The sequence below is a fragment of the Bradyrhizobium sp. SRL28 genome (assembly GCF_018596315.1).
Taxonomy (GTDB): Bacteria; Pseudomonadota; Alphaproteobacteria; order Rhizobiales; family Xanthobacteraceae; genus Bradyrhizobium.
Genome location: NZ_JAHEAG010000002.1, coordinates 105,037 through 130,316 on the forward strand (window position 1 = coordinate 105,037; position 25,280 = coordinate 130,316).

Genomic DNA, 25,280 nt, shown 5'->3' on the forward strand with positions numbered 1-25,280 from the left:
GGGAAGACAAGACTTGGGCCCATGTCAGTCACTTTGAGCCAGTCCTCTCGGTGGTTTGTGCGTCCGCTGGCGCTGGTGGTCGCAATGCTTCTAACTGTGGTTGTCGCGACCGGGTTTCTCGGCTTCCGATATTGGCAGGAGCGGCAAGCGGAAAATCTTGCGCACGAGCGCAGCCGCCAGGTGCTCGAGACGCTGGATCGGCTGAAAACGATCATCGCCGACGTGGAGGCCCAAAGGCGCGGCTATCTGCTGACTCTCGACCCCTCATATCTCAAGGCCTACGGCGTCTCCGACGAAAGCGTGCGGCGGGACGCGCAGGCGCTCCAGGCGCTGGTAGCGAGCGATCCATTGCAGAACCATCGTGCGGGACATCTGGCGCTGACCGTCGCAGCAAAGCTGCGCGAGATCGATGACATCGTCAAAACTGCCCAAACCAGCTCCGGGCCGGCAGCGCTGGCGCTGATCCGCAGCCTGGACGAGATAAGATCGCAGATCGACCAGATGGTGGACCACGAGCGCTTCCTGCTGGTGGATCAGGAGAGGCGCGCCGCGGCACTCGAACATCGCAAGGCGTGGCTGATCGCGACGGCAGTCGTCATTGTCGCAGTCCTGGCAGTGGTGGCGTTGGCACTCGCACGGCGCGAAGCGATCCGGCGGCGTAAGGCGATCGCGGAGAACGTCGCGCTCCACGGCGATCTCCTGGCGCGCGACAAGAAGATCCGGCGCCTGGTCGACGCCAACATCGTCGGCATCATCATCTGGGAAGTCGAGGGGCGCATTCTTGAGGCCAATGACGAGTTTCTCCGCATGGTGGGATACGACCGGGACGATCTCACCGCGGGTCGTCTGCACCGGACAACGCTGACGCCGCCGGAATGGCGCGACCGCGACGCGCGTACAGTGGCAGACCTCAAGCGGATCGGGACCGCCCAGCCGTTCGAGAAGGAGTACTTGCGCAAAGACGGAAGCCGCGTGCCGGTGCTGATCGGCGGGGCGATGTTCGAGGAAGGTACAAGTCAAGGTGTTGGCTTTGTCCTCGATTTGACCGAGCGCAAGCGGGCGGTGGAGGCGCTGCGGCAGAGCGAGGAGCGCTTTCGCACCCTCGTGCACTTCTCTTTCGACGTGTACTGGGAGACCGACGCGCAGCATCGCTTTATTCACCAGGAGTTCGCGGAGAGCCTTACCGACGCGCCGGAGCCGGGCTCCGAGCTTGGGAAGACGCGCTGGGAAGTGCCTTACCTGGAGCCCGACGCAGAGGCCTGGCGCAAGCACCGCGAGATGCTCGATGCCCACCTGCCGTTCCGTGATTTTGAACTCGCACGGACTGCCCCCGACGGTAGCAAGCGTTACGTGTCCGTCTCCGGGCTACCGGTGTTTGACGAGACGGGGCGCTTCGTCGGCTACCGCGGCGTCGGGCGGCACATCACCGAACGCAGGCGGGCCGAGGAAGCCTTGCGCGCTATGCAGGCGGAACTTGCGCACGCCAATCGCGTCACCACGATGGGGGAGCTGTCGGCCTCGATCGCCCATGAGGTCAACCAGCCGATTGCCGCGACGGTTACCAACGCGCAGGCCGCCCTGCGCTGGTTGCGCGCCGAACCGCCCGATCTCGACGAGGTTCGCGCCTCCCTCAGCCGTATCGTCGAGGACGGCAAGCGGGCCGGCAACGTCATTAGCGGCATCCGCGCGCTCATCAACAAGGTGCCGCCGCGGAAGGATCGGTTTGACCTCAACGAAGCCATCCTCGAAATGATCGCACTGACCCGAAGCGAAGTGTTCAAGCATGGCATCCTGCTGCGGACCGAGCTCGCGCCCGGATTGCCTGGGGTGGATGGCGATCGCACCCAACTCCAGCAGGTAATCCTGAACCTGGTCCTCAATGCCATCGAAGCCATGGGCGACCTCGACGAGGGGACGCGCGAGCTACGGATCAGCACCGAGACGGAGGCCGCCGGCAGCGTGCTTGTCACGGTTCGCGATTCCGGCCCGGGCCTGGAGCCGGCAGATGTGGAGCGCGTTTTCACGGCCTTCTACACGACCAAGCCCAAGGGCATGGGCATGGGCCTCGCGATCTGCCGGTCGATGGTCGAGGCTCACGGGGGACGGATGTGGGCGAGCGCGAATGAATCTGGGGGCGCCGTCTTTCAGTTTACCCTGCCGCTGGAACGAGACGAGAGCATGCCGGCCCGGCAGCAGCCCAATCCAGCCGCATGACGGATGAACGCCTGCCTGTGCCTGGTCAGACCGTGCGGGAAGTAGCGGCGGAGCTGACGGCCGCGCTCGGCGGGGTGAAGCCGGGCTGAACCGGGTTTGCGCTCGGTCGTTGCCCTCTGAATGAATATAAGTCTACTTGAGAACCGCCCGGGGGCCATCGCTGTCTTCCGGGATCGTTTACTGTTTGGGAAAAGTCATGCCGTCTGAAACCCGCTCGCCCCGTCTCGCTGTTTTGATTGATGCTGACAATGCGTCCGCAAAGATTGCGGATGGCCTGTTCGAGGAGATTGCCAAGATCGGTGAGGCGAGCGTTCGCCGCATCTACGGCGACTTCTCCAATGCCCGGTCCAGGGGCTGGGCCGATATTCTGTCGAAACACGCCATCATACCCCAGCAGCAGTTCGCCTATACGACTGGAAAGAATGCGTCCGACATCACCCTGGTCATCGACGCAATGGATCTGCTTCACAGCGGCCGTTTCGACGGATTCTGCCTGGTGTCGTCAGACAGCGATTTTACGCGTCTTGCCGCCCGCATCCGGGAGCACGGCGTTGATGTGTTCGGATTCGGCGAACAGAAGACGCCGGAAAGCTTCCGGCAGGCCTGCCGAAGATTCGTCTATACCGAGAACCTGCTTGGCGGCACGGCGAACGTTCAGGATGCCGCCTCGAGGTCACAGCCGCTCCAGCCGCTTGATGCAGCCACGCCCATCATCAAGAAGGTCATCGCCCAGATGGAAAGCGAAGACGGCTGGGTAGCTCTTGGGGAAGTTGGAAAAGGGCTTACGAACCTCGCCCCCGATTTCGATTCGAGGACCTTCGGCTCCCGCAAGCTGAGCGACCTCGTACGAAAGACAAACGCTTTCGAGATCGATCAGCCCAAGGGCGGGTCCATGCGAATTCGGTTGAAGTCCGCTGCCGGATCGCCTCCGAAGGCGCGAACCGCTCGAAAACCCGCGGTGTGAGTGACCGAAGGCTGCGAGAAGGGCGCAAACACGAGCAGCCCATGATTAACGGCATGGCACAGGCCCGCTTTTGGTACAAAGCGACCGGTTGGCGGGAAGCCCCGATCCGCTAGAGTGATTGCCAACGGATGAGCGGACGCAGTTGTGTCTCCACCGCGAGAAAATGTAGGGGGAAGCATGGGCCGGAAGATCGCGATCGTCGGAGCGGGCGCCGTCGGCGGGTACGCCGGCGCCCACATGGTGCAGGCGGGCGAGGATGTCACCTTCATCGATCCCTGGCCCGAGCATGTCGAGCATATGCGCAAGCACGGGCTGCGCGTCACCCACGCCATGGACGTCGCAGAATTCTCGGTTCCCGTGCGGGCGCTCCACGTCACGGATGCGCAGCGGCTCGCCAAGGAGAAGCCGGTCGAAATCGCCTTCGTCTGCATGAAATCCTACGATACGGCGTGGGCCACCATGCTGATCCAGCAATATCTGGCGGCGGACGGCTATGTCGTGTCACTGCAGAACTGCATGAACGAGGAGACGATTGCCGGCATTGTCGGCTGGGGCAAGACGCTGGGCTGCATTGCCAGCAGCATCACGGTGAATCTGCCGGAGCCCGGCCACATCCACCGCGGCGCCGGCAAGGGCGGGGCGGCGCACACGGTATTTCGCGCCGGCGAAGTGCACGGCCGCATCACGCCGCGGGCGGAAGAGGTTTGTCGCCTGGTCGGCTACTCCGACAGCGCCAAGGTGACGGACAATCTCTGGGGCGAGCGCTGGTCGAAACTGGTCGCCAACGTCATGGGCAACGGGCTCTCCGCCTGCACCGGTCTGCCGGGCGCGGAAATCCTGCAAAGCGAGCCGCTTCGCCGTTTCTCCACAAGGCTCGGCAGCGAGGCGATCCGCGTCGGGCAGGCGCAGGGCTATCAACTGGAAGAGATCCTGCATCTGCCGCCTGACACGATCGCGCGCGCTGGCGAAGGCGACGAGGTGGCGATGCGGGTCTGCGACGAGCAGCGTTTCAAGGACGGCAAGCGTACCTCCTCGCAGCAGCGCCCCTCGATGGGGCAGGACATGCAGAAGGGCCGGCGCACGGAGATCGAATTCCTCAACGGCTTTGTGGTGCGCGAGGGCGAGAAGCTCGGCATTCCCTGCGCCGCAAATGCCGCGCTGACGGATATCGTCAAGCGCGTGGAGCGCGGCGAGCTGAGTCCGGATCCGCGGCACATTACGGAACTGCGGCTGAACTGAGCGGCTTCGCGTCCATGCGGGCATAGGAAATCGCCATGGGGATAAGAAACTATACTGGTGCGCCCAAGGCAGCGCTTGCTCTTGGACTCGTCGCTGCCGTCATCGGCAGTCTCAGCTTCATGTCGCCTGCAATGGGCGAGCCGGCGGGACTCACGAAAAAACAATCGGATGCGCTCAATACATACAATAATTCGCGAGGAAATTTTGAGTCGATCCTGAGCCAGCGGCGCGCGCAGATCAATTCGAACCAACCGCTACCGAACCTGCCGGGGCAGGCACTCTACCTTGCACGCAACAACATGATGAGCGCCTACAAGGATCTGACAGACGCGCTTCCGTCCAGAATAGGCGGGCCCAACAAATACGGGATCCCTCCGGCGTATTTTGAGGCGCGCAATGAGCCGCTGCTCGATGAGTACAGGAGACTTTTCGACCTGATGCAAGCGCCGCCCGCCAACGCGCAAAAATCAGATGCGCCATTCAAGGACGTTGTCGATCTGGGTACTGCCATTGCGCGAGCCAGGGGCCTTGATGCGACCAATGCCGAAGCAGCAGGCCGCATCAGCCTGGGGCTGTTCTTTGCGGAGACGAATGGCAATCAAAACATCGGGAATGCGCGCTCGAACAAGTATAAGGGCAGTTTGCAAACGGGCGTCCCCGAAGATCAAAATGGACGAAGGAAATGGGCAGCGATAAAAAAGTCGATAGCAGCCTTTGATCCTGCACTGAACATTCGCGACGACAAGGAAGAGGCGCGGGCCGGCAATCTGGATCACCGGTACAACCACTGGACCGCCGTGCGGGATGGTCTGATGAACGCACATGCGGACATTTTCCCGCAAGTACCGTCGATCGTGAAAACGCTGCCAGATCCGATCGATCAGATGAAGCTGTTTGAACTGATCCAGATTATTCCGAGTCCGACGAAGTCTGCACTCAAGTCAAGCAACCTGCTCAACTACAGAATTTCCGACCCGACGATCATGGGATACCTGCGAAACAACAGCGTTTTCACCTTCGGACAAGCCGACCGGGCCAAAACATCTGCAACCTTCCGCGAAATTCTCGATGCGATGTGGCTCTTCAACGACAAGTTTGAACGAGCGCTTTCCAAGTTCGACGAGATCAAGAAGCAGTCAAAGGGCTGAAGCCGGCAGGCCGGAAGCGGATACGGGGTGGGGCGGCCATTCCGCTATCAGAGCGGACCGAGGATGCCCCATCGAGGCTCACAGAATTCCTTCACCGCCGCCGTGACGCCGCTGCTGATGATGTCCCGGTGCTCAGGCGAACTCATCTTGAGTTCTTCGTCGCGGTTGATGATCGAGCCCGCCTCTAGCAGGACGGCAGCCATCTGCGTCTTTCTCAGCACGATGAGCTCATCGTAGCGATAGACGCCGGTCTCCTTGTTCAGCAGCGGACGCTGGTGCCGGCCCATGATTGCTTGCGAATATTGCCTGGCATAATCGAGGCCCTGGGCCTTCATTTCCTTGGCGATCAATTCGGCGAATGAAAGGCTCGTCCTGAAGTCCGGATTGCTGCGGGAGACGAAGACGGAATATCCGCTGAAGCGGTCGCTGAAATGGCTTTTCTTTCCCTCGAATTCCCAGTCCTCGAGGAATTTGTTGGGCACGGAGTCATGGTGGATCGACAGGAGGAGATCCGCGGGCAGATTGTTGGCGGCAGCGACGCGTTTGAAGAGGCTGCGCCTGGCCTTGCCCTCGGTCAGGAGCAATTTGGTCTCAGCAAAGCCTTCGGCCTTCAACTTCTCTTCGATCCGCTTCGCAAGGCGCAGATTGAAGACGAACTCGGAGACTTTGCGGGCGCTGATCGCGCCTTCCGATACGGCGGTATGTCCCACGTCCAGAACGATCCGGAACTTCGCGGGATTGCAACGGGGCGCGACCGGTTTCAAAGCGGCAGGGCTCAAGTCGACCGGCCCCAGGGCGGCAAGCTTTACGGTGTGCCGCTTTGGCGAGGCGGCACGCTTCGCCAAAGTGGCCGGCTTGGGCGAAGCGACGTGCTTTGATGGCTTGCCGTGTTTTTTGGCTTGTTTTGGCGATTTGGCTTGCTTTGAAGAGCTTTTGAAGACATCGGACAGCCAGCCGGCATCGCTGGCCTCGACCGGCAGAAGCACTATTGCAGCCATCGCGACGACGATGGTGCGGCGGCGGGGCCAAAATCCCGAAGCGACACGACCGAGAACACAAATGAACCCGCGGCGCTTCATGCTCGCCCCCCTCCCGAAGGCCCATTGTAGCAGCTCAGACCGCGATACCGGAAGGGGGCGGCGCAAGGGCCATGACGCACGGTCAAGGTGCTGGCTGCGACAGGAGGCCGCGAAAGGTCAGGTTTCCTTCCGTAGTTCTCCGACCGTGAACAGAGGTCCAATGCTATAAGAAGGGTCTGGTTTTGTTTGCGTCGGCTGAGGGCGGGACAATGCCAATCAATCGGTTATTGAAAGACAAGCGCACGCCGGAAGAAATCGAACTTTTGAACAACGCTTTCAACCACGCTCTAAGCTTGCTTGGGGTGGTTGATCGTAACGACCCGTTTTGCGATATGGTCGCTCGCAAGGTTATCGAGGTCGGCGCGACAGGCATTAGCGAGCCGCGAGAAATCGCGAAGATGGCCGTGGCCCGAATTGGCCTACGATAAGGCAGCCTCATGGCAGCCCGAAACCACTCTCGGAGCCGGCCCAAGGGCGGGCTGTCGTTGGCACGGTATCAGGAATGAAGAGCGTAGCCACACAAGCGTTCTGGCTCAGCCCCCGCGAAAAGCAACTGCTGCGTCGGTTCGCTCAGGGTAAATCGGACAACAAAATCGGGCGGGAAATCGGCGGCACTGAAATTGGCGAAGGCCGCTGACGAGTTCGCTCCTTGGCCGAAGCATAGGGAGGACGGCGGCCACAAACCGCCGCCCTGATCCTCGGCCGCATCAATACTGGTACTGCTGCGGACAGATATACTGGCCGTAGCTGTCGTAATAGCAGTTATAGTTGTTGCCGTAGTAGCCATAGGCCCCATACGCAGCGGCAGCGCCCACTGCGGCAGCACCATAGCCCCAACCCGGTCGATAATAGCCGCCACCATAACCGGGGCGACCCGCTATCGGACGGCCCGGACGCCCGGCTATGGGGCGACCTGCTATCGGATGTGAGGGCCGCGCAATGCGTCCGGCGTACATCCCACCGCCGTGGAAGCCACCGGCACGCATGCCACCGCCGTGAAAGCCACCTCCACCGCCACGGAAGCCGCCACCTCCGCCACGGCGCGCATACGCATCATCGGGGATGAGAGTTGCAGTGAGCAGAACAAATGCTGATAGACCAGCGAGAATGTATTTGAGCATCATACCTCTCCCGGGGTTCGTGAGCGAGCGAGAGTGCTGCCTCCCAGGCAGGCAACGTTGACGTAGATCAACGTTACTCGCGGCAGTCTGGACACCAACTGAAATCGCGGCGCGTCACCTCGCCCCCGCGCACCGCCCCTCGGAGGCCCGGTCTCGATCCCCACGATCAAGAACGGCCGGGTTGCTCGGAAGTCTGCGACGCTCCGCGCAAGTCGTCGCATCACAGTGGAGCAGGCCAATGTGGGTCCTCATGTACGTCTTCTCCTACTCAGTCAGCCCGGCCGCCACCAACGACAGGGCCGAATGGAGGCTCCTTCCGACCGTGGTGTTTCAGGAGTTCTCGAGCGAAGAACGATGCAGGGTGGCCAAGTCGGCGCTTGAAGGAAGTTTAAGGGATGCCGGCGATAAGCTGAGAAGTGGCCTAGAAGACCTGAAGACCATCGGCAAAGCTGACCCGGCGCAGATTATCATTGCCTATAATGTGGAATGCCTTCCGAAATGAAGCCTGCATCTTCGTCAAGGCCTGCCGACCGGCCGTGATGATGTCCACTTCCTGGGGAAGCCGGATGTCACGGGCAGCCGGTCAAAATGACGCGAATGCTCTCAACCGGACATTATCTCCATCTCCCGGCGCGCTTACTTGATCCATCGAGCGGTCTGCACATTCAGTGACAAACCAGTACGGGGGTTTTCGCGAGCGTCAGCACCTTGTTTGTCACACTGCCGATCAGAAGCATGGAAAGTCCGCTGCGCCCATGCGATGACATAACAATTAGATCGCAGCCTTTGTCCTCGGCTGCTGCGATGATGGCTTGATGGGGTTGCGCGTTCTCCACTTGAACCGTCTCGCAGGAAACACCAGCCTCCTTGGCCGCATTTGCCGCGCGAGCCAGCACGCTCGCGGCCTGTTCCTTGCGCAGCTCAGCATATGTTGCGACGGTTTCAAGAAACCGCCCCGTCATTTCTGAAAACGGTTCCACAACGAAGATTACAGATGTCTTGGCGCCAAGGGATTTCGCCAGCGCCAACCCATGCGCCACCCCATGCTCCGCCAGCTCCGACCCATCTGTCGGAATGAGAATATGCCGGTACATGCTTCACCTCCCGATTGTCTGGACATATCGCTGCCTTCCGAATGTAAGCTGGGCGCGCGTTTCGGATATAGTCTTGAGATAAATCAATCTATCGGCCCATCGTGCCGCAATCCAGATGTCCGCAATTGGCGCCTTCTCGGCCCCCGTGCGATGTCGAATTTGAAACCGCAAGGCGCGTTAAAGCGGACATCGCCAACGCAGTTATGATCGTCCCAACGTTCCAACTCGCGTCAGTCGTTGTCGGATCTCGTCACCGCCCGGCAGCGGTCGACAGGGCCTATACCCGCTTTCGCGAAAGACCTTCACTTGCAGCAGGCATTTCAATGTGCAGCCGCTCCAACCATCTGATTCGCCTTCGTTTTTCACCGACCGTTCCACATCGCGGGAAACAAATTAAGCTTCGTTGAGATCGTCTGTCGTTCCCGTGATCATCGTGTCGAGCAAACATAGCGAGGCGCGACATGGCGAAGATGCGAGCGATCGATGCGGCCGTACGGATCCTGGAAAAGGAAGGCGTCACCATCGCCTTCGGTGTTCCCGGAGCGGCGATCAACCCGCTTTACTCCGCGCTGAAGAAGCGCGGCTCGATCGGCCACATCCTGGCGCGGCATGTCGAGGGCGCCTCCCACATGGCTGAGGGTTACACTCGCGCCAAGGCCGGCAATATCGGCGTCTGCATCGGCACATCGGGGCCGGCCGGCACCGACATGATCACGGGGCTCTATTCGGCGATCGCGGATTCGATCCCGATCCTGTGCATCACCGGGCAGGCGCCGCGCGCGCGCCTCTACAAGGAAGACTTTCAGGCCATCGATATCGAGTCGATCGCAAAACCCGTGACGAAATGGGCGGTCACGGTGCGCGAGCCGGCGCTGGTGCCGCGCGTGTTCAGCCAGGCGTTCCACATCATGCGCTCCGGGCGGCCCGGACCTGTGCTGATCGACCTGCCGCTCGACGTGCAGCTTGCGGAAATCGAATTCGACGACGAGACCTATGAGCCGCTGCCGGTCTACAAGCCTGCGGCTACCCGCAAGCAGATCGAGAAGGCGCTCGAAATGCTCAACGCCGCGGAGCGGCCGCTGATCGTCGCGGGCGGAGGCGTCATCAACGCCGATGCGTCCGAGTTGCTCGTGCAGTTCGCCGAAACCGTCAACGTTCCGGTGGTGCCGACGCTGATGGGGTGGGGCGCCATTCCCGACGATCACGTGCTGATGGCGGGCATGGTCGGTTTGCAGACCAGCCACCGCTACGGCAACGCGACCATGCTGCAATCCGACTTCGTGCTCGGGATCGGCAACCGCTGGGCCAACCGGCACACCGGTTCGATCGAGACCTACACCAAGGGTCGGACGTTCGTGCATGTCGATATCGAGCCGACGCAGATCGGGCGCGTCTTCAATCCCGATTTCGGCATCGTGTCTGACGCCAAGGCGGCGCTGGAATTGTTCGTTACGGTCGCCAGGGAATGGCGCAAGGCCGGCAAGCTCCGGGAGAGGCAGGCGTGGCCGGCGGCGTGCCAGGACCGCAAGCGCACGATGCTGCGCAAGAGCCATTTCGACGACATGCCGATCAAGCCGCAGCGTGTCTATGAAGAGATGAGCAAGGCGTTCGGGCGCGACACCTGCTATGTCAGCGTGATCGGCCTGTCGCAGATCGCCGGCGCGCAATTCCTCGGCGTCTACGGCCCGCGCAACTGGATCAATGCGGGGCAGGCCGGTCCGCTCGGCTGGACACTGCCGGCGGCGCTCGGCGTGCGCGCGGCCGATCCTTCGCGCCAGATCGTCGCGCTGTCGGGCGACTATGATTTCCAGTTCCTGATCGAGGAGCTCGCGGTCGGCGCCCAGTTCAAGCTGCCCTACATCCACGTCGTCGTGAACAACTCCTATCTCGGACTGATCCGCCAGGCGCAGCGCGGCTTCGACATGGACTACCACGTGCAGCTTTCCTTCGAGAACATCAACGCGCCCGAGATCGGCGTCTATGGCGTTGACCACGTCGCGGTCGCCAAGGGGCTCGGCTGCAAGGCGATCCGCGTCACCGACCCGAACCACGCGCAGGCGGCGTTCGCGACCGCGCGTGAATGGATGGCCGAATTCCAGGTGCCAGTCGTTGTCGAGTTCATTCTCGAACGGGTCACCAACATCTCGATGGGTACCGAGATCGACAACATCGTCGAATTCGAGGAGGTGCTCGATCTGCCGCTGGACGACACGCCGGCAAAACCGACTGTGTCACAACCCGGCAAGCTGCTGCCAGCATAAATCGAGGAGAGTAGATCGTGCCCAAATTTGCCGCCAATCTCACCATGCTGTTCGGCGAGCAGCCGTTCCTCGATCGCTTCGCCGCCGCCAAGGCCGCAGGATTTAGCGGAGTTGAATATCTGTTCCCCTATGATTTCGACAAGGCCGAGCTGCGCGAGCAGTTGCACCAGCACGGGCTGACGCAGGTGCTGCACAATCTTCCCGCGGGCAATTGGGCCGCCGGCGAGCGCGGCATCGCCATCCTGCCCGACAGGGTCGAGGAGTTTCGCGACGGTGTCGCGCGCGCCATCGACTACGCCAAGGCGCTCGATTGCCATCAGCTCAACTGCCTCGTCGGCATCGCGCCCGACGGCGCTGATGCGATCGATCTCAACGAAGTATTGGTAGGCAACCTGCGCTTTGCCGCGGACGCGCTCGCCAGGGAAGGGATCAAGCTTCTGATCGAGCCGATCAACACGATCGATATTCCGGGCTTCTTTCTGAACCGGACCGAACAGGCGCTTCAGATCGTTGCGGAAGTGCGATCGAGCAATCTGTTTGTGCAGTACGACATCTACCATATGCAAATAATGGAAGGCGACATTGCGCGAACGCTGCAAAAACACTTGGCCCGCATCGCCCACGTCCAGCTTGCCGATAATCCCGGCCGCAATGAGCCGGGTACGGGCGAGATCAACTATCCCTTCCTGTTCCGCCATCTCGACGCTATTGGTTATCGTGGCTGGGTCGGGTGCGAATACAAGCCGAGGACGACGACGGTCGAGGGCCTCGGTTGGCACGCCGCGCTGACGGCCGATACCTGAACAAGAAACGACAAAGGGGAGTTTGATATGAGCGATATCGGCTTTATCGGCCTCGGCACCATGGGGCGCCCGATGGCAGGCCATCTCCAGGCCGCCGGCCATCACCTGTTTCTGCACGATGTAGGACCGATTGCGCCGGAACTGGTCGCTGCGGGCGGCGCGGTCTGCAAGTCCGGCAAGGAAGTCGCCGAGAAGGCCGACATCGTCATCATTATGGTGCCTGATACGCCGCATGTGGAGGCGGTGTTGTTCGGACCGAACGGCGTCGCGGAGGGGCTCTCGAAGGGGAAAATCGTCGTCGACATGAGTTCGATCTCGCCGCTTGCCACCAAGGAATTTGCGAAGAAGGTGGAAGCGCTCGGCGCCGATTATCTCGATGCGCCCGTCTCCGGCGGCGAGGTCGGCGCCAAGGCGGCCAGCCTCACCATCATGGTCGGTGGACCCGAGCGCGCGTTCAACGCCATGAAGCCCGTGTTCGACAAGATGGGCAAGAACGTCACGCTGGTTGGCGCCAACGGCGACGGGCAGACCACGAAAGTTGCCAACCAGATCATCGTGGCGCTGACGATCGAGGCGGTCGGCGAGGCGCTGTTGTTCGCGTCGAAAGCCGGCGCGGATCCGGCGCTGGTGCGGCAGGCACTGATGGGCGGCTTTGCATCGTCGCGCATTCTTGAAGTGCATGGCGAGCGCATGGTGAAGCGCAATTTTGAGCCGGGCTTCCGTATCGAGTTGCACCAGAAGGATCTCAACCTGGCGCTGGAAGGCGCGCGTGCGCTCGGCATTTCCCTGCCGAGCACGGCGGTGGCCCAGCAATTGTTCAGCTCCTGCGCCGCCCATGGCGGCAAGGCGTGGGACCATTCGGGCATGGTGCGGGCGCTGGAGATGATGGCGAACCATCAGGTCGCAAAAGGCTGAAGACCGGAACTCCCCTGTGACTGGAACCGCGTCGAAATTTCGGCGCGGCTCTTTTGCTGCCGCATTGGAACAGGAACCTCTCACGCTTCCAGTGGTTGAGACACATCGTCAATTCACTGGAGGATGTGATGAATAATCGTTTGGCTGTTTCGCTGATTGCCGCTTCGCTGCTGGTCCCGGGCGCGGCTTTTGCTCAATCGACCACCGCGCAAGGTGCGGCGGAGGGCGCCGCGAGGGGTGGTGAAGCCGCAGGTCCGGTCGGCGCCATCGTCGGCGGCACCGTGGGTGCTGCGGTCGGCGCGGCCGTGGAAATTCCGAACGCTGTGATTACCGGGCTCCCGCGGGACCGTTCTGTCGTGGTCCGTGAGCGGGTGGTCGTTGGCGAGCCGCTGCCGCCAACCGTCGAGTTGCGTGCGGTGCCGCAGCACACCGAATACGGCTATGCGGTCGTCAATGATCGCCGTGTGATCGTGGAGCCGCGCACGCGCCGGGTCGTCAGGATCATCGACTAACGAAGACGGCTATTCTGAAGTTAAGTCCTCGCGGGTCGTTGTCCCGCGAGGACTTTTTGTGCGGGCGCCTATCGCAGCGAACTGCGTTCGCCTGATCGTCCAGTCGAGCGCCCCAGCAATCGCAAGCCCGAGGGATGCCGCTAGCGCGTCGACCACAAAGTCCTGCATCCGGGCGTGCCGGCCGGGCGCCAAAAACTGCAGGATTTCGATCAGGCCGGTGAAGGCGATGACGAAGGCCGCCGTGTGCAACCGGTTGCGGGTGTAGGCCAGTCCGAAAGCGAGCCCCAGCAGTACGAAGGCAAGTGCGTGCTCTCCGTTCTGTCCGAGGTTCAAGTGCGGCCGTCGTTCTGCCGGCCCGAGCGTCGCAAAGGCGACGGCGGCGGCCAGGCTCCAGGCAAATAGTCGAAGGATGATCGTCATGAGGGTCGCATAGCACAGTTTACGCGCCGGACACCCCCCATCCGCGCGAATGGGCGATGTCTGTGGTTAACTGCCTTTTAGAGAGGCTCCCGTACGCCCATTCCGTGCATGAAGCGCTCCCGGATCTGCACGGGGTCGCGGCGGGTGGTGCCTGTGCCCGGCTTCTCGTCGATACGCACGCCGATCAGCGTCGGGCCTGTGGCCGACATGGACTCTTCGATCAGTCGCTCGAAATCGTCTTCGTCCGCCGCCCAGCTGCTGTTGGTGAGCCCGCTCGCGACTGCGATGGCGACGATGTCGGCGACGGCGGCACCCGGCGTCGGTTGCGCGCCGGTGATCTGGTAGATGCCGTTGTCCATCACCACCATGATGAGGTTCTTCGGCGCCAGCGTCGCAATCGTCGAGAGCGACCCCAGTTGCATCAACAGCGAGCCATCGCCTTCCAGCGCGAACACGCGCCGGTCCGGTTGCGCCAGCGCCACGCCGAGCGCGATCGGGAAGGCGAGGCCCATGCTGCCGAGCATGTAGAAATTCTGCGGCCGGTGGCCGGCGGCCCACAGGTCGAAATTGGTATTGCCGATGCCGCCGATCACGGCTTCCTCGTTCTTCAATTTCGCGATCAGCCGCGAGGTGAGATCGAAGCGGTTCATGACCTTGGTATTGCGGGCCGGGTTGTCGTTGTTCATGAGATCGCTCACTTGTCGAAGACCTTGCCGCCGGTCAGCAGCGGCGAGAGGATCAGCGCCACCGGCGCCTGCGTGGTGATGGCCTGCTTGATGGAGCGGTCGACGATAAACTCGAATTCATCGAGCCTTGTGGCGGTGTGGTGCTCCATCGCGAGCGAATCCAGCACGGGGCGCATGGTGCGGCACACCAGCGACTGGCCGTAGTTGAATTCGCCGAGCGTGCCGCGTTCGGACACGAACATGATCAGCGGAATCTGGTAGGGGATCGCCAGCGACGCCAGCACGTTCGCCAGCGTGGCAAATCCCGAAGTCTGCATCAGCACCGCGCCGCGCATGCCGCCCATCCAGGCGCCGGAGACGATGCCGACCGCTTCCTCCTCGCGCGCGGTGGGGAAGGTCGTGAAAAAGGGATCGGCGTGCAGATTCCTGATCAGCGTCGTCAGGACGCGGTCGGGCACATAGGGGACAAGGCGAATATCGTTGCGCTTGAGGGTTTGCAGCACGATGCCGTGCCAGCTCTTCTCAGAGGTTTCGGGCGAGGTTTTTTCCTCCGCAACCGCCATTTTGGTCTCCTTTACCGCGACGATCTTTCGTTCGCTACCCGCGACGATCTTTCGTTCGCGCTCATCCCTTGAGCGGCGAAACTTGACGCCATCGGCGGGATTGTCAACATGTCCTGATCGTATCCGGCTCTGCGCCTCGCAGCGCTACAGCGGCATGCGACGATGTGAGATAAATAAGAAAAGATATGGGAGGGGATATGGCTGAACGTATCCGGACTGCTGCCAACGCCGCGGCGCTGGCCGCTGCGGCAGCAACGCCCGCACTTCCGCTGAGATTTGTCACCCGATCGTGGTCCCGAGCGACCATCGCCAAGCCAGTCAAGCCCTACGCTCTGCCGAACTGAAAGTTGCCAAGGAAAGTTGCAAGGAAACATGACCGTCAACAACAAGCGTGTGTTCTACGTCAAGTATCTCGCCCACGAGATCTATATCGATATCCTGAAAGCGCGCGCCGACGTTCGGCTCGACCGGCTGGAGAACGACAGTCCCGATGCGGTCGCAGCGCCAATTCTGGCGGCGGCGCATGCCTATCAGGTCGGTGCGGCGCGCGACGAGATCGCCAGGCATTTCCATGTCGACAGGGACCTGTTGCAGCGCGCGCCGAACCTCCTGATCGTGTCCTCGAACGGCGCGGGCTTCGATCCCGTCGATGTCGATGCCTGCACGGCGGCGGGTGTGCTGGTCGTCAACCAATCCGGCGGCAACGCCAATTCGGTCGCCGAGCATGCGCTCGGGATGATGCTGACGCTGTCCAAGCGCATCCTGGAATCCGACCGCGCGCTGCGCCGCGAGGCCAATGTCAATCGAAATTCGCTGATCGGCAATGAGCTTCAGGGCAAGACCGTCGGTATCGTCGGCATCGGCAATGTCGGCCGCCGCATCGCCGAGCTCTGCAACGGCCTCTTGCATATGAAGGTGATCGCCTACGATCCGTATTTGACTGCGGAAGAAATCGTCGCCCGCGGTGGCGAAAAGGTTGAGCTTCACGATCTGATGCGCCGTTCGGACTTCGTCTCGATCTCATGCCCTCTCACCAAGGACAATCGCCGTATGATCGGCGCCCGCGAATTCGCACTGATGCAGCCGCACGCATTTTTCATCACGACCGCGCGCGGCTTCATTCACGACGAGGAGGCGCTGTACGAAGCGCTGCGCGACAAGCGGATTGCCGGAGCCGGGCTTGACGTCTGGGACAAGGAGCCACCGCCGCCGGAGCATCCGCTGCTGCAGTTCGACAATGTGCTGGCCAGCCCGCACACGGCCGGTGTGACGAAGGAAGCGCGGGTAAATATGGGCAGGATCGCCGCCGAACAGATTCTCGATGCGCTGGACGGCAAGCGCCCGCCGCGCGTCGTCAATCCCGAGGTGTGGCCGGCTTACGTGAAGCGCTTCGAGCGGACGTTCGGATTTGTGCCGAAATAGGCCGTCACCTCCACAAGAGACGATCCATGATGGCCGAACCGGCAGACCGCTTTTATGAGTCCCAGGGGCTGCGGTTGCACTATGTCGACTGGGGCAACGAAGCCGCGCCGCCTTTGATCCTGGTCCATGGCGGGCTCGACCATTGCCGCAACTGGGATGCGATCGCGCGGGAATTGCAGCCGCACTTCCATATCATCGCCCCGGATCTGCGCGGGCACGGCGATTCCGAATGGGCGAAAGGAAGCAGCTACAGCCTGACCGATCATGTTTATGACCTCAGTCGCTTGATGCGCTTCACGGAGCTGCAGGATGCCCCCATCGTCGGTCATTCGCTGGGGGGAATGATCTCGCTCGCCTATGCTGGAACCTATCCGGATCGGATATCGCGCCTTGCGGTGTTGGACGGGGCCTTCCTGTCGAGTTCACAACCCGCGCCGATCCATGAACAGATGTCGCGATGGATCGATCAGCTCGACCGCATCGGGGAGCGCGATCCCAGCGCCTTCCGCACGATCGAGCAAGCGGCGCAGCGGCTTTCGACGCGCAACAAGCGGCTGACGCCCGAACTGGCGCTTCATCTCGCCCGGCACGGCGTCCGGCAGGACACCGACGGCCTTTATCGCTGGAAGTTCGATCATTACCAGCGGGCGAGGGCGCCGTATCGGCTGTCGCCGGACGACCATATCGCCTTGTGGTCGCGGATTACCTGTCCCACGCTACTGATGTGGGGCAGCGAAAGCTTTCTTCCCGATCCGGAGGCCGCCGGCCTGCTCAGCCATTTCAAGCACGCCACGTTGGAAAAGGTTGTGGGCGCTGGACACTGGCTTCATCACGACCGGCTCGATGAAGTCCTCGCGTTGCTGCGGCGGTTTCTCGGTGCGCCGCAGCCCGTTCAAGCACAGTGAGATGAAATGTCAGACAAGATACGCCATGTCCGCCAGCTAAGTCCGGAATCCGCAGGTGAGGCGCCGGGTCGTGGGCGGCTTCAGGACCGCAAGATTCTGGTCGTCGGCGGCGGGCAGCGGACGTTCGACGCCGCCACCGATCCGGTTGGAAACGGACGGGCCATGTCGTTGCTGTTTGCGAGGGAAGGGGCCCATGTCGCGGTCGCCGATCTGAACCGGGCCAGCGCCGATGATACCGTCCAGCGCATTGCGGCCGAGGGAGGCCAGGCCTTTTCGATCGAAGCCAACATCGCGCATGAAGCCGATGTGAACCGGATGATCGACGAGGCGATGGAGGGTCTCGGCGGCATTGACGGCATGGTGCTCAATGTTGGTGTCGGGGTGGGCGCGCTCGGCCTCGACGGCGTGGACCTCAAGGAGTGGAACGATACGTTTGCGGTCAATCCGACCGGCCCGATGCTCTGCTGCCGCAAGGCGCTCAAGCACATCGCCGACGGGTCCTCGATCGTGTTCATCTCCTCGATCGCAGCCCTTCGTTCCGGTTCGCAGCTGATCGCCTATGACGCGTCGAAGGCAGCGCTCGGCGGGTTGATGCGCAATGTCGCGAAGGAAGGCGCCAGGCGCGGCATCCGCGCCAACATCATCTACCCGGGCCTGGTCGATACGCCGCTCGGCCGGCACACCAGCGCCGGCCGGCCATCGCGAAGCGCGGCGGGCGTTCCGTTCGGGCGGATGGCGACGGGCTGGGAAATCGCCTACGCGGTGTTGTTTTTCATCTCCGACGAGAGCGTTTACGTCAACGCGCAGGCGCTGGCGGTCGACAGCGGCATCACCGGGCTATGAGCCAAAATCCGGGGAGAAGATTTCATCCGCCGGCAGGTCGATCGGGGCAATAAATCCACTGCCGATCAGCCCCCGGACGAAGCGCGCATTGCTATTTTCCCTGGGATCTCGACTACTTAGCTGCTTGAGACCATTTTCCCTGTGCGCCCTTGTTCCACCGGCGCCCATGGAAGAAGTCAGATGCGACAGGTTCGTTCATTTCTGCGCAACGCCCCGTCCCGGATTGGACGCCGCATAGCACAGATCGTCGCCATCGCCGCCGCCAGCCTGCCGGCCGCCGGCGCTTAAGGCGCGCTGCGTTTACTCCTCCGACATTACATCTACTTCCGCCAGCGCCTTATCGAGCGTCTCGACAAGCAGGTCGGCATGTTCGGTGCCGAACACCAGCGGTGGACGGATCTTGAGCACATTGCCGTGCGGTCCGGCTGAGCTGATCAGCACGCGCCGTTCACGCAGCAGGTTCACGACACGCAGCGCCTCCGCAGTGGCAGGCGCGCCCGTTTGTCCACCGTGCCGCAGTTCGACGCCGACGAATAGCCCGGCACCGCGCACTTCGGCGATCAACTTGTGCCGCGCCTGCAACTCCATGAGCAGCTTGACCAGATAGCCACCGGTATGTTGCGCGTTCTGCATCAACCTCTCGGACTCGATCACGTCGAGCACCGCAATGCCGGCGGCGGCCGATACCGGATTGCCGCCAAAGGTGTTGAAGTAGCGCGACCGCCGGCCAAACTCTGCCAGCAGCTCAGGACGCGCTGCCATCCCGGCGACCGGATGGCCATTGCCCATCGGCTTGCCCATCGTGACCAGATCGGGCACGAGGCCATGGCGCGCAAAGCCCCACATCTGCCCGCCGCAACGGCCGAAGCCGGGTTGCACTTCGTCAGCGATGAACAGCGCCCCTTCTGCCCGAACGGCTTCGACCGCGGGACGCAAAAAACCAGGGGGATCGGCGAACACGCCGTCGCTTGAAAAGATCGTATCGACCAGAAGCGCTGCCGGACGGATGCCGCTCTTCTTCATATCGGCCAATGCGTCACTGACGTGACCGGCAAAGATTTCGCCGGCGTTTGCGGCCGAACCCGGCGCCGGCACGAGCCGCACGTGGCTTCCTTCCGGAAGCGGAAGTCCAAGCGAGGGAGACAGCTCAGTCAACGCGCTGGTGACGCCGTGATAGGCGTTTGCCGTGACGATGAAGCCGGTGCCGCCGGTGCAGGTTCGCACGACGCGCAGCGCGAGGTCGTTGGCCTCGCTGCCGGTGCAGGTGAACATGACGTGACCGATCTGGGGTGGAAACGTCGCGAGCAGTTTTTCCGCAAAGTCGAGCACGGTCTCATGCAGGTAGCGCGTATGCGTGTTGAGCACGGCGGCCTGCCGTGCAATCGCCTGCACGACGTGCGGGTGGCAGTGCCCGACGGATGCAACGTTGTTGTAGGCGTCCAGATAGCGATGACCGGCGGCGTCGTAGAGCCAGACGCCTTCGCCTCGAACGAACTGGACCGGCTGGTCGTAGAACAGCCGGTAAGCCGGCCCGAGCAGCCGGCTTCGCCGCGCGATCATGTCTTGTGTCGAAATGGCCTCATCGGCGGCGGACATCTCTCTACTCCACATCGCATGCGCGTTGAATCTGAAATCTGGCCTGGTCGCGCGACAGCGTGGCCATGCGCTGCAGCCGCGCCCAGGCCGCACCATTGTTGCGCAGAATGTAGCTCCGGTTAGCAGGATAACGGGCGGCGCGCCAACTGCTGATCACGACCGTCATGGCCATGCGCGTGGCGATCAGGTCGAACAGCACGCCGAGTTCGGCGGGTTCGAGCGGCAGCACGGCATGGTAGGCCGCGATCATCTCGCAGGCCGGCGCAAGGGGATCGTCGTTGTCGGCAACCTGATACGCCGCCGTGATCGCGAGGTCATTGATCCGCGCGGTGCAGGTGAGATCGCCGAAATCGATGATCCCGGCAACGCTGGCATGGGTTTCGGGGTCGACGACGACGTTATGCGGGTTGAGGTCATTATGGACCGGCTGGGTCGGCAACTGCGGAAGTATCGGCAGGGCGTTGGTTTCGAAACCCTCGAGAACATCCTCAACCAGACTGCGCCGCTCGCCGGGGACGCCGTCGATCAGCGGCCGCAGTTCGGCGGCGTGCTGAAGGTCCCAAAGCAGTTTGTGATTGGCGCCGCGATGGCTGAAATCGGAAAGCCCCCGCGCAAGCCGTGCGGCGCACCGGCCGAGATCGCGCCGCAGCGCTGTCGACCCTGCGACCGCATGCATCGGGGTTCCCGCGAGATACGACAACAGGCGCACCACCCGGATCGAGCCGTCGTCGAATGTAACATCAAGCTCTGTCATGCCGTTCCGCGCCGGAAAGATACGCGGGACCGGCAGGCCGGGGTCCGCGGCAGCGAGGTGGAGCAGGGCCTCCGTCTGCAGGTTGGTCACCGCGCGGTCTTCCGCGGGATTGGCAATTTTCAGGACATATTCGCGGCCACTCAGCGAGCGCAGACGAAAGTTTTGATCGCGCTCACTGTCGAGCCGGTGCACGGCAGCGATCAGGCCGTAGTGCTCGGCCGCCAGTCGTTGGGCCAGCGCTTCCGGGACGGCGGATGCGGCGCGCAGCGTGTCGATGGGATGAGCGGCAACCGTCGCAGGAGACGAGTCCGGCACTAGAATATCCATTGGTGTCGCTCAGTAGCCGCGTTCGCGGTCGATGGAGTGCGGCGGGCGCCGGCCGGCGCGTATCGCTTCCGCCGTCGCGCGAAACGTTGCCCCGATCGCTTCGACGCTGACTTCGCAGGCATCGTGCGGCGTGACGACAATGCGGGGGTGTCGCCAGAACGGATGCCGCGGCGCCAATGGTTCGGCCGCGAACACATCGAGCGAAGCGCCGGCAAGCTGGCCGCTTTCCAGCGCAGCGAGCAGATCGGCTTCGACCAGATGCTCGCCGCGGCCGACCTGGATCAGGTAGCCGCCACGATACATTCGCGCGAACGTCCTTTGATTGAGGATGCCCTTGGTCTCCGGCGTCAGCGGCAGCAGGTTCACGAGAACCTCGGTCTGGCCGAGCATGGCCTCCAAGCCGGCCGCGCCGTGAAAACCGCGCACGCCTTGCGGCGCAGGCTTTGCGGTTCGGCTCCACGCCATGACCGGAAAGCCAAGCAAGGCAAGATCGGCGGCGACCCTGCGGCCGATTTCGCCAAAGCCCAGAATGCCGACCGGCACGTCCTGCGCGCGGCGCAGGGCGAGACGCTGCCAGCGTTCCTCGCGCTGCTGCGCCCGATAGGCCGCAAAGCGCCGCTGATGGCCGATGACGTGCCAGGCAACGAAACCCGACATCATCTGCGCCTGCGCCGGGTCAACGACACGGATCACGTCGACATCGGGGCGAAGGCTGGGACACGCCAAAATGTTGTCGACGCCGGCGCCGATCGAGCAGACGGCCTGCAGATTGGGATAGCGTTCGAATGCGTCATCCGGCGGATGCCAGGCCACCGCCAGCCGCACGTCCGTTGCCGGACCCTCGTGCGGATGGCTGACGATTTCGATGCGGTCGGCGGCGCGCATGAATTGCGGGCCGAGATAGCCGCGAAGATCGAGGCTCTTGCTAACCAGGACGCAGCGCATCGTTCGTGGTCCCGTTCATGCCGCCTTGGACGATGACGTCTGGCCAGGCACCGCGGAAAGGAGTTCGCGGGTGTAGGCGTGCTCAGGAGCCGCGAACAGCAGGGCCGCCGATTTGAGTTCGACGATCGCGCCGTGCTGCATCACGGCGATGCGGTCGCAAATCTGCGCAGCCACGCGAAGATCGTGGGTGATGAACAGCATCGACAGACCGAGCCGGGCCTTCAGATCCTCCAGCAGGTCCAGCACCTGCGCCTGCACCGACACGTCGAGCGCGGAGACCGCTTCGTCGGCGACCAGGATTTCCGGGTCGAGCGCCAGCGCTCGCGCGATTCCGATGCGCTGCCGTTGACCGCCGGAGAATTCGTGCGGAAATCGTTCCATCGCGCTCGCATTGAGGCCGACGAGGCTGAGCAGCTCGCCGGCACGCTTTCGCGCCGCTGCCGGATCGACGCCATGCGCAATCGGGCCATCGGTTATGATGTTGCCGACCTTTCGGCGCGGATTGAGCGAGGCGAACGGATCCTGGAACACCATTTGAATGCGGCGGCGCTGTTCGCGCAGCGCCTTTCCCTTGATCCGGGTGAGATCGACGTCGCCGATACGGACGGTGCCGGCGTCAGGCTCGATCAGGCGCATGACGAGGCGTGCGACAGACGATTTTCCGGAACCGGATTCGCCGACCAGACCGAGCGTCTCGCCGCGGAAGATGTCGAAGCTGACTTCCTTGGCGGCCTGAACGCGCCGCTCGGCGCGGAACCATCCGCCGCCGCTGACATAGGTCTTGCCGAGGCCCACCACTTCCACCGCCTTGCTCCGGTCGAGCAGGGGCGTCCGCGGTGGTGGCTGCAGGGTGGGAACGGCGGCAAGCAATGCACGGGTATAGGGATGCTGGGCGCGCAGGAGCACGTCATCGGCGGTGCCCTGTTCGACCACCTTGCCATGTTGAAGCACGACCACGCGATCCGCAATCTCGGCGACGACGCCGAAATCATGGGTGATGAACATGACGGCCATGTTGCGGCGGCGCTGCAGGTCGCGGATCAATTTAAGGATCTGCGCCTGCGTCGTGACATCGAGCGCGGTGGTCGGTTCGTCGGCCACCAGCACGGCGGGTTCGAGCGCCAGCGCCATGGCGATCATCGCGCGCTGGCGCTGGCCGCCGGACAATTGATGGGGATAGGCGCGCACGATCCGCTCCGGATCGGGCAGGCCGACCTCGCGAATCAGGGCGAGGGCCTTTTGCCGCCGCTCCTTCGGCGTCAAAAGATCATGCGCCTCGAACATTTCGGCGATCTGGTCGCCGATCCGCATCAAGGGATTGAGCGCCGTCATCGGCTCCTGGAACACCATGGCGATGCCGCGGCCGCGCAGTGCGAGCCATTCCGTCGGGCTGAGTGACACGAGGTTCTTGCCGTCGAACAGGATCTCGCCGGATTCAGCCGTCACCGCTTCTGGCAGAAGGCCCATCAACGCGTGGGCGCACATCGACTTGCCGGACCCGGATTCTCCGACCACGCAGAGGATTTTTCCGGCGGTGAGATCGAACGAAACATCGTCCACCGCATGCGCGCGGTCGCCGCCGGGTGGCAGCGCCAGCTTCAGGTTCTTGATGACGACGGTCATGCTCAGCGTCCCCCTTTGGCGAGGCGGGGGTTGAGCGCGTCGTTGAGGCCTTCACCGATCAGGTTCAGCGCCAGCACGGAGACCAGAATGGCGATGCCGGGGAATACCGTGATCCACCAGGCCTGACGGATGACGGTGCGGCCGGCGCCCACCATGTAGCCCCACGACATCAGATTGGGATCGCCGAGGCCGAGGAAGGAGAGCGAGGATTCCAGCAGGATCGCGGTTGCGACCATCAGCGAGGCCAGCACGATGACGGGCGACAGTGCGTTCGGCAGAATCTCGCGCCAGATGATCCACCAGTTGCTTTGGCCGGTCACGACGGCCGCCTGGACATATTCGCGCGTGCGCAGCGAGAGTACTTCGCCGCGCACCAGCCGCGCCACCGGGGGCCAGCTCACGATGGCAATGGCTGAAACGATCGATACGATGGAGGGCTGCATGATGGCGACCAGCACGATCGCCAGTGCAAAGCTGGGGACGGTCTGGAAGAACTCGGTGAAACGCATCAGGGCATCGTCAACGCGGCCGCCGAAATATCCGGCGGCGGCGCCGAGCGGGATGCCGACCGCCAGCGAGGCCAGCGTCGAGATCAGGCCGACCAGCAGGGAAACCCGCGCGCCATAGATGATGCCTGCCATGACATCGCGGCCGAGCGCATCGGTGCCGAGCGGCAGATTAGCCATCGTAAACGGCGGCAGGAACGGCCGCTGCACCATGCGCCAGGGCGAAGTCGGAAACAGCAGCGGACCAAACAGCGCCACCGCAATCGCAATAGTCAGGATCGCGACGCCGATCATGCCGCCGGGATTGCGCAACAGCATTCGCCAGACCTGTCTCATGAGGCGAACTCGATGCGGGGATCGACGGAGCGGTAAACCAGGTCCGTGATCAGGTTGAAGGCCAGCACCATCGCCGAGCAGACGACGAAGACGCCGAGCAGCAAATTGTAGTCGCGCTGCAGCAGCGCCTCGTACATCAGGCGGCCGATACCCGGCCACGCGAACACGGTCTCGGTCAGAACAGCGCCGCCGACCAGGGTTCCGGCCTGCAGGCCAGCGAGCGTCACCACCGGCAACAGCGCGTTGCGCAGCACGTGGCGGCGCTGGATCACGGTGTCAGACAGGCCCTTGGCGCGCGCGGTCTTGACGAAGTCGAGCCGGTTGACCTCGAGCATCGAGGCGCGCGTCATGCGGGCATAGGTGGCCATGAAGAACAGGCCGATGGTCGTTGCCGGCAGGATGAGGTGGGCGGCGACATCGAGCACGTGCGCGAGCCCGGTATAGTTTGCGCCCACCGTCTCGTAGCCGAAGCTCGGTAGCCAATCCATCGTGACCGAAAACAGCAGGATCGCCATCAGCGCGACCCAGAACAGCGGCGTGGCGTAGAAGATCAGCGCCAGCACCGTGATCGCGGTGTCGGCCCAGGTCCCAGCCCAGCGCGCCGCCAATGCGCCGAACAGGATGCCGAATGCCAGCGAGATCGCGAAGGCGGTCCCGGTCAGCAACAGCGTCGCCGGCAGGCGCTGCAGGATCAGCGACGCGACCGGCATCTGCTGGCGAAACGAGAATCCGAGATCGAGGCTGAGAATGCCTTTGACGTAGAGAAACAGCTGCATCGGCAGCGGCTGGTCGAGACCGAACTTCTCGCGCAGCTGGGCCAGGAAAACCTGATCGCCTGCGCCGGCTTCGCCCGCCATCACCAGCGCGGGGTCGCCCGGCGCCATCCGGATCAGGAAGAAGTTGAGAACGACGAGCGCGAGAAGGACGACGATGGCCTTCGCGATCCGCTGGGCGATGAAGGAAATCATGTTCGGTCGCTTGCGTTAGAGTCGTAATATCGGGCG

General features: G+C 62.8%; 27 protein-coding genes. 15 read left to right on the forward strand and 12 right to left on the reverse strand.

What is annotated here, in order from left to right; genetic code table 11:
• The first annotated feature begins 21 nt into the window (after window positions 1-21).
• From KIP88_RS04855 to KIP88_RS04870, 4 genes are all read left to right on the forward strand, one after another.
• Complete coding sequence (locus tag KIP88_RS04855) at window positions 22-2,214, forward strand: ATP-binding protein (protein WP_214486730.1); 2,193 nt, start codon at window positions 22-24, stop codon at window positions 2,212-2,214.
• Window positions 2,215-2,410: 196 nt separating this feature from the next.
• Window positions 2,411-3,178: an NYN domain-containing protein gene (locus tag KIP88_RS04860; RefSeq protein WP_214486731.1), complete on the forward strand. Its 768-nt coding sequence runs from the start codon at window positions 2,411-2,413 to the stop codon at window positions 3,176-3,178.
• A gap of 177 nt (window positions 3,179-3,355) precedes the next feature.
• The gene (locus KIP88_RS04865; protein WP_214486732.1) at window positions 3,356-4,417 is read left to right on the forward strand and encodes a ketopantoate reductase family protein; all 1,062 of its coding nucleotides are present in this window, start codon (window positions 3,356-3,358) and stop codon (window positions 4,415-4,417) included.
• Between the two features lie 35 nt (window positions 4,418-4,452).
• Entirely contained in the window at window positions 4,453-5,565 is a 1,113-nt protein-coding gene (locus KIP88_RS04870) for a hypothetical protein (protein WP_214486733.1), read from the forward strand.
• 47 nt (window positions 5,566-5,612) lie between these two features.
• Here KIP88_RS04870 and KIP88_RS04875 read toward each other — a convergent pair whose 3' ends face one another.
• Window positions 5,613-6,644, reverse strand: coding sequence for an N-acetylmuramoyl-L-alanine amidase (locus tag KIP88_RS04875; protein ID WP_308163232.1), 1,032 nt, complete (start codon window positions 6,642-6,644; stop codon window positions 5,613-5,615).
• Window positions 6,645-6,853: 209 nt separating this feature from the next.
• On the opposite strand from KIP88_RS04875, the gene KIP88_RS04880 reads away from it, so the two are divergent.
• The gene (locus KIP88_RS04880; protein WP_214486734.1) at window positions 6,854-7,072 is read left to right on the forward strand and encodes a hypothetical protein; all 219 of its coding nucleotides are present in this window, start codon (window positions 6,854-6,856) and stop codon (window positions 7,070-7,072) included.
• A gap of 74 nt (window positions 7,073-7,146) precedes the next feature.
• Window positions 7,147-7,281 carry a LuxR C-terminal-related transcriptional regulator gene (locus KIP88_RS04885; protein WP_214486735.1) on the forward strand — a complete coding sequence of 45 codons (135 nt, stop codon included), beginning with the start codon at window positions 7,147-7,149 and terminating at the stop codon, window positions 7,279-7,281.
• A gap of 70 nt (window positions 7,282-7,351) precedes the next feature.
• Here the strand turns inward: KIP88_RS04885 and KIP88_RS04890 are convergent, their stop codons facing one another.
• Window positions 7,352-7,765, reverse strand: coding sequence for a hypothetical protein (locus KIP88_RS04890; protein WP_214486736.1), 414 nt, complete (start codon window positions 7,763-7,765; stop codon window positions 7,352-7,354).
• A gap of 238 nt (window positions 7,766-8,003) precedes the next feature.
• Between KIP88_RS04890 and KIP88_RS04895 the strand changes: the two genes are divergently transcribed.
• A complete protein-coding gene (locus KIP88_RS04895) occupies window positions 8,004-8,267 on the forward strand; it encodes a hypothetical protein (protein WP_214486737.1) in 264 nt (87 codons plus the stop codon).
• 163 nt (window positions 8,268-8,430) lie between these two features.
• Here the strand turns inward: KIP88_RS04895 and KIP88_RS04900 are convergent, their stop codons facing one another.
• Window positions 8,431-8,859, reverse strand: a complete 429-nt coding sequence (locus KIP88_RS04900) for a universal stress protein (protein WP_214486738.1) — start codon at window positions 8,857-8,859, stop codon at window positions 8,431-8,433.
• A gap of 461 nt (window positions 8,860-9,320) precedes the next feature.
• Here KIP88_RS04900 and gcl point away from each other — a divergent pair, with 461 nt between their 5' ends.
• The 4 genes from gcl (at window position 9,321) to KIP88_RS04920 (ending at window position 13,350) form a co-directional block, all read left to right on the forward strand.
• Window positions 9,321-11,120: a glyoxylate carboligase gene (gene gcl, locus KIP88_RS04905; RefSeq protein ID WP_214486739.1), complete on the forward strand. Its 1,800-nt coding sequence runs from the start codon at window positions 9,321-9,323 to the stop codon at window positions 11,118-11,120.
• A gap of 17 nt (window positions 11,121-11,137) precedes the next feature.
• Entirely contained in the window at window positions 11,138-11,923 is a 786-nt protein-coding gene (hyi, locus tag KIP88_RS04910; protein ID WP_214486740.1) for a hydroxypyruvate isomerase, read from the forward strand.
• Between the two features lie 27 nt (window positions 11,924-11,950).
• Entirely contained in the window at window positions 11,951-12,838 is an 888-nt protein-coding gene (locus KIP88_RS04915; protein ID WP_214486741.1) for a 2-hydroxy-3-oxopropionate reductase, read from the forward strand.
• A gap of 128 nt (window positions 12,839-12,966) precedes the next feature.
• On the forward strand, window positions 12,967-13,350 hold the full coding sequence (locus KIP88_RS04920; RefSeq protein ID WP_214486742.1) for a DUF1236 domain-containing protein: 384 nt from the start codon (window positions 12,967-12,969) through the stop codon (window positions 13,348-13,350).
• Window positions 13,351-13,359: 9 nt separating this feature from the next.
• Here KIP88_RS04920 and KIP88_RS04925 read toward each other — a convergent pair whose 3' ends face one another.
• From KIP88_RS04925 to KIP88_RS04935, 3 genes are all read right to left on the reverse strand, one after another.
• Window positions 13,360-13,770, reverse strand: coding sequence for a VanZ family protein (locus KIP88_RS04925; protein WP_214486743.1), 411 nt, complete (start codon window positions 13,768-13,770; stop codon window positions 13,360-13,362).
• Window positions 13,771-13,847: 77 nt separating this feature from the next.
• Window positions 13,848-14,456: a thiamine pyrophosphate-dependent enzyme gene (locus KIP88_RS04930; RefSeq protein ID WP_214486744.1), complete on the reverse strand. Its 609-nt coding sequence runs from the start codon at window positions 14,454-14,456 to the stop codon at window positions 13,848-13,850.
• Between the two features lie 8 nt (window positions 14,457-14,464).
• On the reverse strand, window positions 14,465-15,019 hold the full coding sequence (locus tag KIP88_RS04935; RefSeq protein WP_214486745.1) for a thiamine pyrophosphate-binding protein: 555 nt from the start codon (window positions 15,017-15,019) through the stop codon (window positions 14,465-14,467).
• Between the two features lie 197 nt (window positions 15,020-15,216).
• Between KIP88_RS04935 and KIP88_RS04940 the strand changes: the two genes are divergently transcribed.
• From KIP88_RS04940 to KIP88_RS04955, 4 genes are read left to right on the forward strand one after another with little or no spacing between them, the layout of a single operon-like run.
• Window positions 15,217-15,363 carry a hypothetical protein gene (locus KIP88_RS04940; RefSeq protein WP_214486746.1) on the forward strand — a complete coding sequence of 49 codons (147 nt, stop codon included), beginning with the start codon at window positions 15,217-15,219 and terminating at the stop codon, window positions 15,361-15,363.
• A gap of 28 nt (window positions 15,364-15,391) precedes the next feature.
• Window positions 15,392-16,441, forward strand: a complete 1,050-nt coding sequence (locus KIP88_RS04945; RefSeq protein ID WP_214486747.1) for a hydroxyacid dehydrogenase — start codon at window positions 15,392-15,394, stop codon at window positions 16,439-16,441.
• A 26-nt stretch (window positions 16,442-16,467) separates the two neighbouring features.
• Window positions 16,468-17,346 (forward strand): alpha/beta fold hydrolase, encoded by an 879-nt coding sequence (locus KIP88_RS04950; RefSeq protein WP_214486748.1) that lies wholly within the window; start codon window positions 16,468-16,470, stop codon window positions 17,344-17,346.
• A gap of 6 nt (window positions 17,347-17,352) precedes the next feature.
• On the forward strand, window positions 17,353-18,189 hold the full coding sequence (locus KIP88_RS04955; protein WP_214486749.1) for an SDR family NAD(P)-dependent oxidoreductase: 837 nt from the start codon (window positions 17,353-17,355) through the stop codon (window positions 18,187-18,189).
• A gap of 300 nt (window positions 18,190-18,489) precedes the next feature.
• Here the strand turns inward: KIP88_RS04955 and KIP88_RS04960 are convergent, their stop codons facing one another.
• The 6 genes from KIP88_RS04960 to KIP88_RS04985 are packed head-to-tail and all read right to left on the reverse strand — an operon-like array spanning window position 18,490 to window position 25,244.
• A complete protein-coding gene (locus KIP88_RS04960; RefSeq protein ID WP_249790534.1) occupies window positions 18,490-19,785 on the reverse strand; it encodes an aspartate aminotransferase family protein in 1,296 nt (431 codons plus the stop codon).
• A gap of 4 nt (window positions 19,786-19,789) precedes the next feature.
• Window positions 19,790-20,866 (reverse strand): phosphotransferase, encoded by a 1,077-nt coding sequence (locus KIP88_RS04965; RefSeq protein WP_214486750.1) that lies wholly within the window; start codon window positions 20,864-20,866, stop codon window positions 19,790-19,792.
• Between the two features lie 9 nt (window positions 20,867-20,875).
• Window positions 20,876-21,811 carry a glyoxylate/hydroxypyruvate reductase A gene (locus KIP88_RS04970; RefSeq protein WP_214486751.1) on the reverse strand — a complete coding sequence of 312 codons (936 nt, stop codon included), beginning with the start codon at window positions 21,809-21,811 and terminating at the stop codon, window positions 20,876-20,878.
• 15 nt (window positions 21,812-21,826) lie between these two features.
• Window positions 21,827-23,434, reverse strand: a complete 1,608-nt coding sequence (locus KIP88_RS04975) for an ABC transporter ATP-binding protein (RefSeq protein ID WP_214486752.1) — start codon at window positions 23,432-23,434, stop codon at window positions 21,827-21,829.
• Window positions 23,435-23,436: 2 nt separating this feature from the next.
• The gene (locus tag KIP88_RS04980) at window positions 23,437-24,276 is read right to left on the reverse strand and encodes an ABC transporter permease (protein WP_214486753.1); all 840 of its coding nucleotides are present in this window, start codon (window positions 24,274-24,276) and stop codon (window positions 23,437-23,439) included.
• Entirely contained in the window at window positions 24,273-25,244 is a 972-nt protein-coding gene (locus tag KIP88_RS04985; RefSeq protein WP_214486754.1) for an ABC transporter permease, read from the reverse strand. Before KIP88_RS04985 ends, KIP88_RS04980 begins: the two co-directional genes overlap by 4 nt.
• Window positions 25,245-25,280: the final 36 nt, after the last annotated feature.

What these genes read in the sequence shown, in the direction of transcription:
- KIP88_RS04885 (WP_214486735.1), top strand. Translation starts at nt 7,147, where the DNA reads ATGAAGAGCGTAGCCACACAAGCGTTCTGGCTCAGCCCCCGCGAAAAG.
- KIP88_RS04855 (WP_214486730.1), top strand. Translation starts at nt 22, where the DNA reads ATGTCAGTCACTTTGAGCCAGTCCTCTCGGTGGTTTGTGCGTCCGCTG.
- KIP88_RS04955 (WP_214486749.1), top strand. Translation starts at nt 17,353, where the DNA reads ATGTCAGACAAGATACGCCATGTCCGCCAGCTAAGTCCGGAATCCGCA.
- KIP88_RS04900 (WP_214486738.1), bottom strand. Translation starts at nt 8,859, where the DNA reads ATGTACCGGCATATTCTCATTCCGACAGATGGGTCGGAGCTGGCGGAG.
- KIP88_RS04935 (WP_214486745.1), bottom strand. Translation starts at nt 15,019, where the DNA reads ATGGCGGTTGCGGAGGAAAAAACCTCGCCCGAAACCTCTGAGAAGAGC.
- KIP88_RS04940 (WP_214486746.1), top strand. Translation starts at nt 15,217, where the DNA reads ATGGCTGAACGTATCCGGACTGCTGCCAACGCCGCGGCGCTGGCCGCT.
- KIP88_RS04915 (WP_214486741.1), top strand. Translation starts at nt 11,951, where the DNA reads ATGAGCGATATCGGCTTTATCGGCCTCGGCACCATGGGGCGCCCGATG.
- KIP88_RS04980 (WP_214486753.1), bottom strand. Translation starts at nt 24,276, where the DNA reads ATGAGACAGGTCTGGCGAATGCTGTTGCGCAATCCCGGCGGCATGATC.
- KIP88_RS04945 (WP_214486747.1), top strand. Translation starts at nt 15,392, where the DNA reads ATGACCGTCAACAACAAGCGTGTGTTCTACGTCAAGTATCTCGCCCAC.
- KIP88_RS04960 (WP_249790534.1), bottom strand. Translation starts at nt 19,785, where the DNA reads ATGTCCGCCGCCGATGAGGCCATTTCGACACAAGACATGATCGCGCGG.
- KIP88_RS04890 (WP_214486736.1), bottom strand. Translation starts at nt 7,765, where the DNA reads ATGCTCAAATACATTCTCGCTGGTCTATCAGCATTTGTTCTGCTCACT.
- KIP88_RS04870 (WP_214486733.1), top strand. Translation starts at nt 4,453, where the DNA reads ATGGGGATAAGAAACTATACTGGTGCGCCCAAGGCAGCGCTTGCTCTT.
- KIP88_RS04985 (WP_214486754.1), bottom strand. Translation starts at nt 25,244, where the DNA reads ATGATTTCCTTCATCGCCCAGCGGATCGCGAAGGCCATCGTCGTCCTT.
- KIP88_RS04975 (WP_214486752.1), bottom strand. Translation starts at nt 23,434, where the DNA reads ATGACCGTCGTCATCAAGAACCTGAAGCTGGCGCTGCCACCCGGCGGC.
- KIP88_RS04970 (WP_214486751.1), bottom strand. Translation starts at nt 21,811, where the DNA reads ATGCGCTGCGTCCTGGTTAGCAAGAGCCTCGATCTTCGCGGCTATCTC.
- KIP88_RS04965 (WP_214486750.1), bottom strand. Translation starts at nt 20,866, where the DNA reads ATGGATATTCTAGTGCCGGACTCGTCTCCTGCGACGGTTGCCGCTCAT.
- gcl (WP_214486739.1), top strand. Translation starts at nt 9,321, where the DNA reads ATGGCGAAGATGCGAGCGATCGATGCGGCCGTACGGATCCTGGAAAAG.
- KIP88_RS04875 (WP_308163232.1), bottom strand. Translation starts at nt 6,644, where the DNA reads ATGAAGCGCCGCGGGTTCATTTGTGTTCTCGGTCGTGTCGCTTCGGGA.
- KIP88_RS04895 (WP_214486737.1), top strand. Translation starts at nt 8,004, where the DNA reads ATGTGGGTCCTCATGTACGTCTTCTCCTACTCAGTCAGCCCGGCCGCC.
- KIP88_RS04930 (WP_214486744.1), bottom strand. Translation starts at nt 14,456, where the DNA reads ATGAACAACGACAACCCGGCCCGCAATACCAAGGTCATGAACCGCTTC.
- KIP88_RS04925 (WP_214486743.1), bottom strand. Translation starts at nt 13,770, where the DNA reads ATGACGATCATCCTTCGACTATTTGCCTGGAGCCTGGCCGCCGCCGTC.
- KIP88_RS04860 (WP_214486731.1), top strand. Translation starts at nt 2,411, where the DNA reads ATGCCGTCTGAAACCCGCTCGCCCCGTCTCGCTGTTTTGATTGATGCT.
- KIP88_RS04920 (WP_214486742.1), top strand. Translation starts at nt 12,967, where the DNA reads ATGAATAATCGTTTGGCTGTTTCGCTGATTGCCGCTTCGCTGCTGGTC.
- KIP88_RS04950 (WP_214486748.1), top strand. Translation starts at nt 16,468, where the DNA reads ATGATGGCCGAACCGGCAGACCGCTTTTATGAGTCCCAGGGGCTGCGG.
- KIP88_RS04865 (WP_214486732.1), top strand. Translation starts at nt 3,356, where the DNA reads ATGGGCCGGAAGATCGCGATCGTCGGAGCGGGCGCCGTCGGCGGGTAC.
- KIP88_RS04880 (WP_214486734.1), top strand. Translation starts at nt 6,854, where the DNA reads ATGCCAATCAATCGGTTATTGAAAGACAAGCGCACGCCGGAAGAAATC.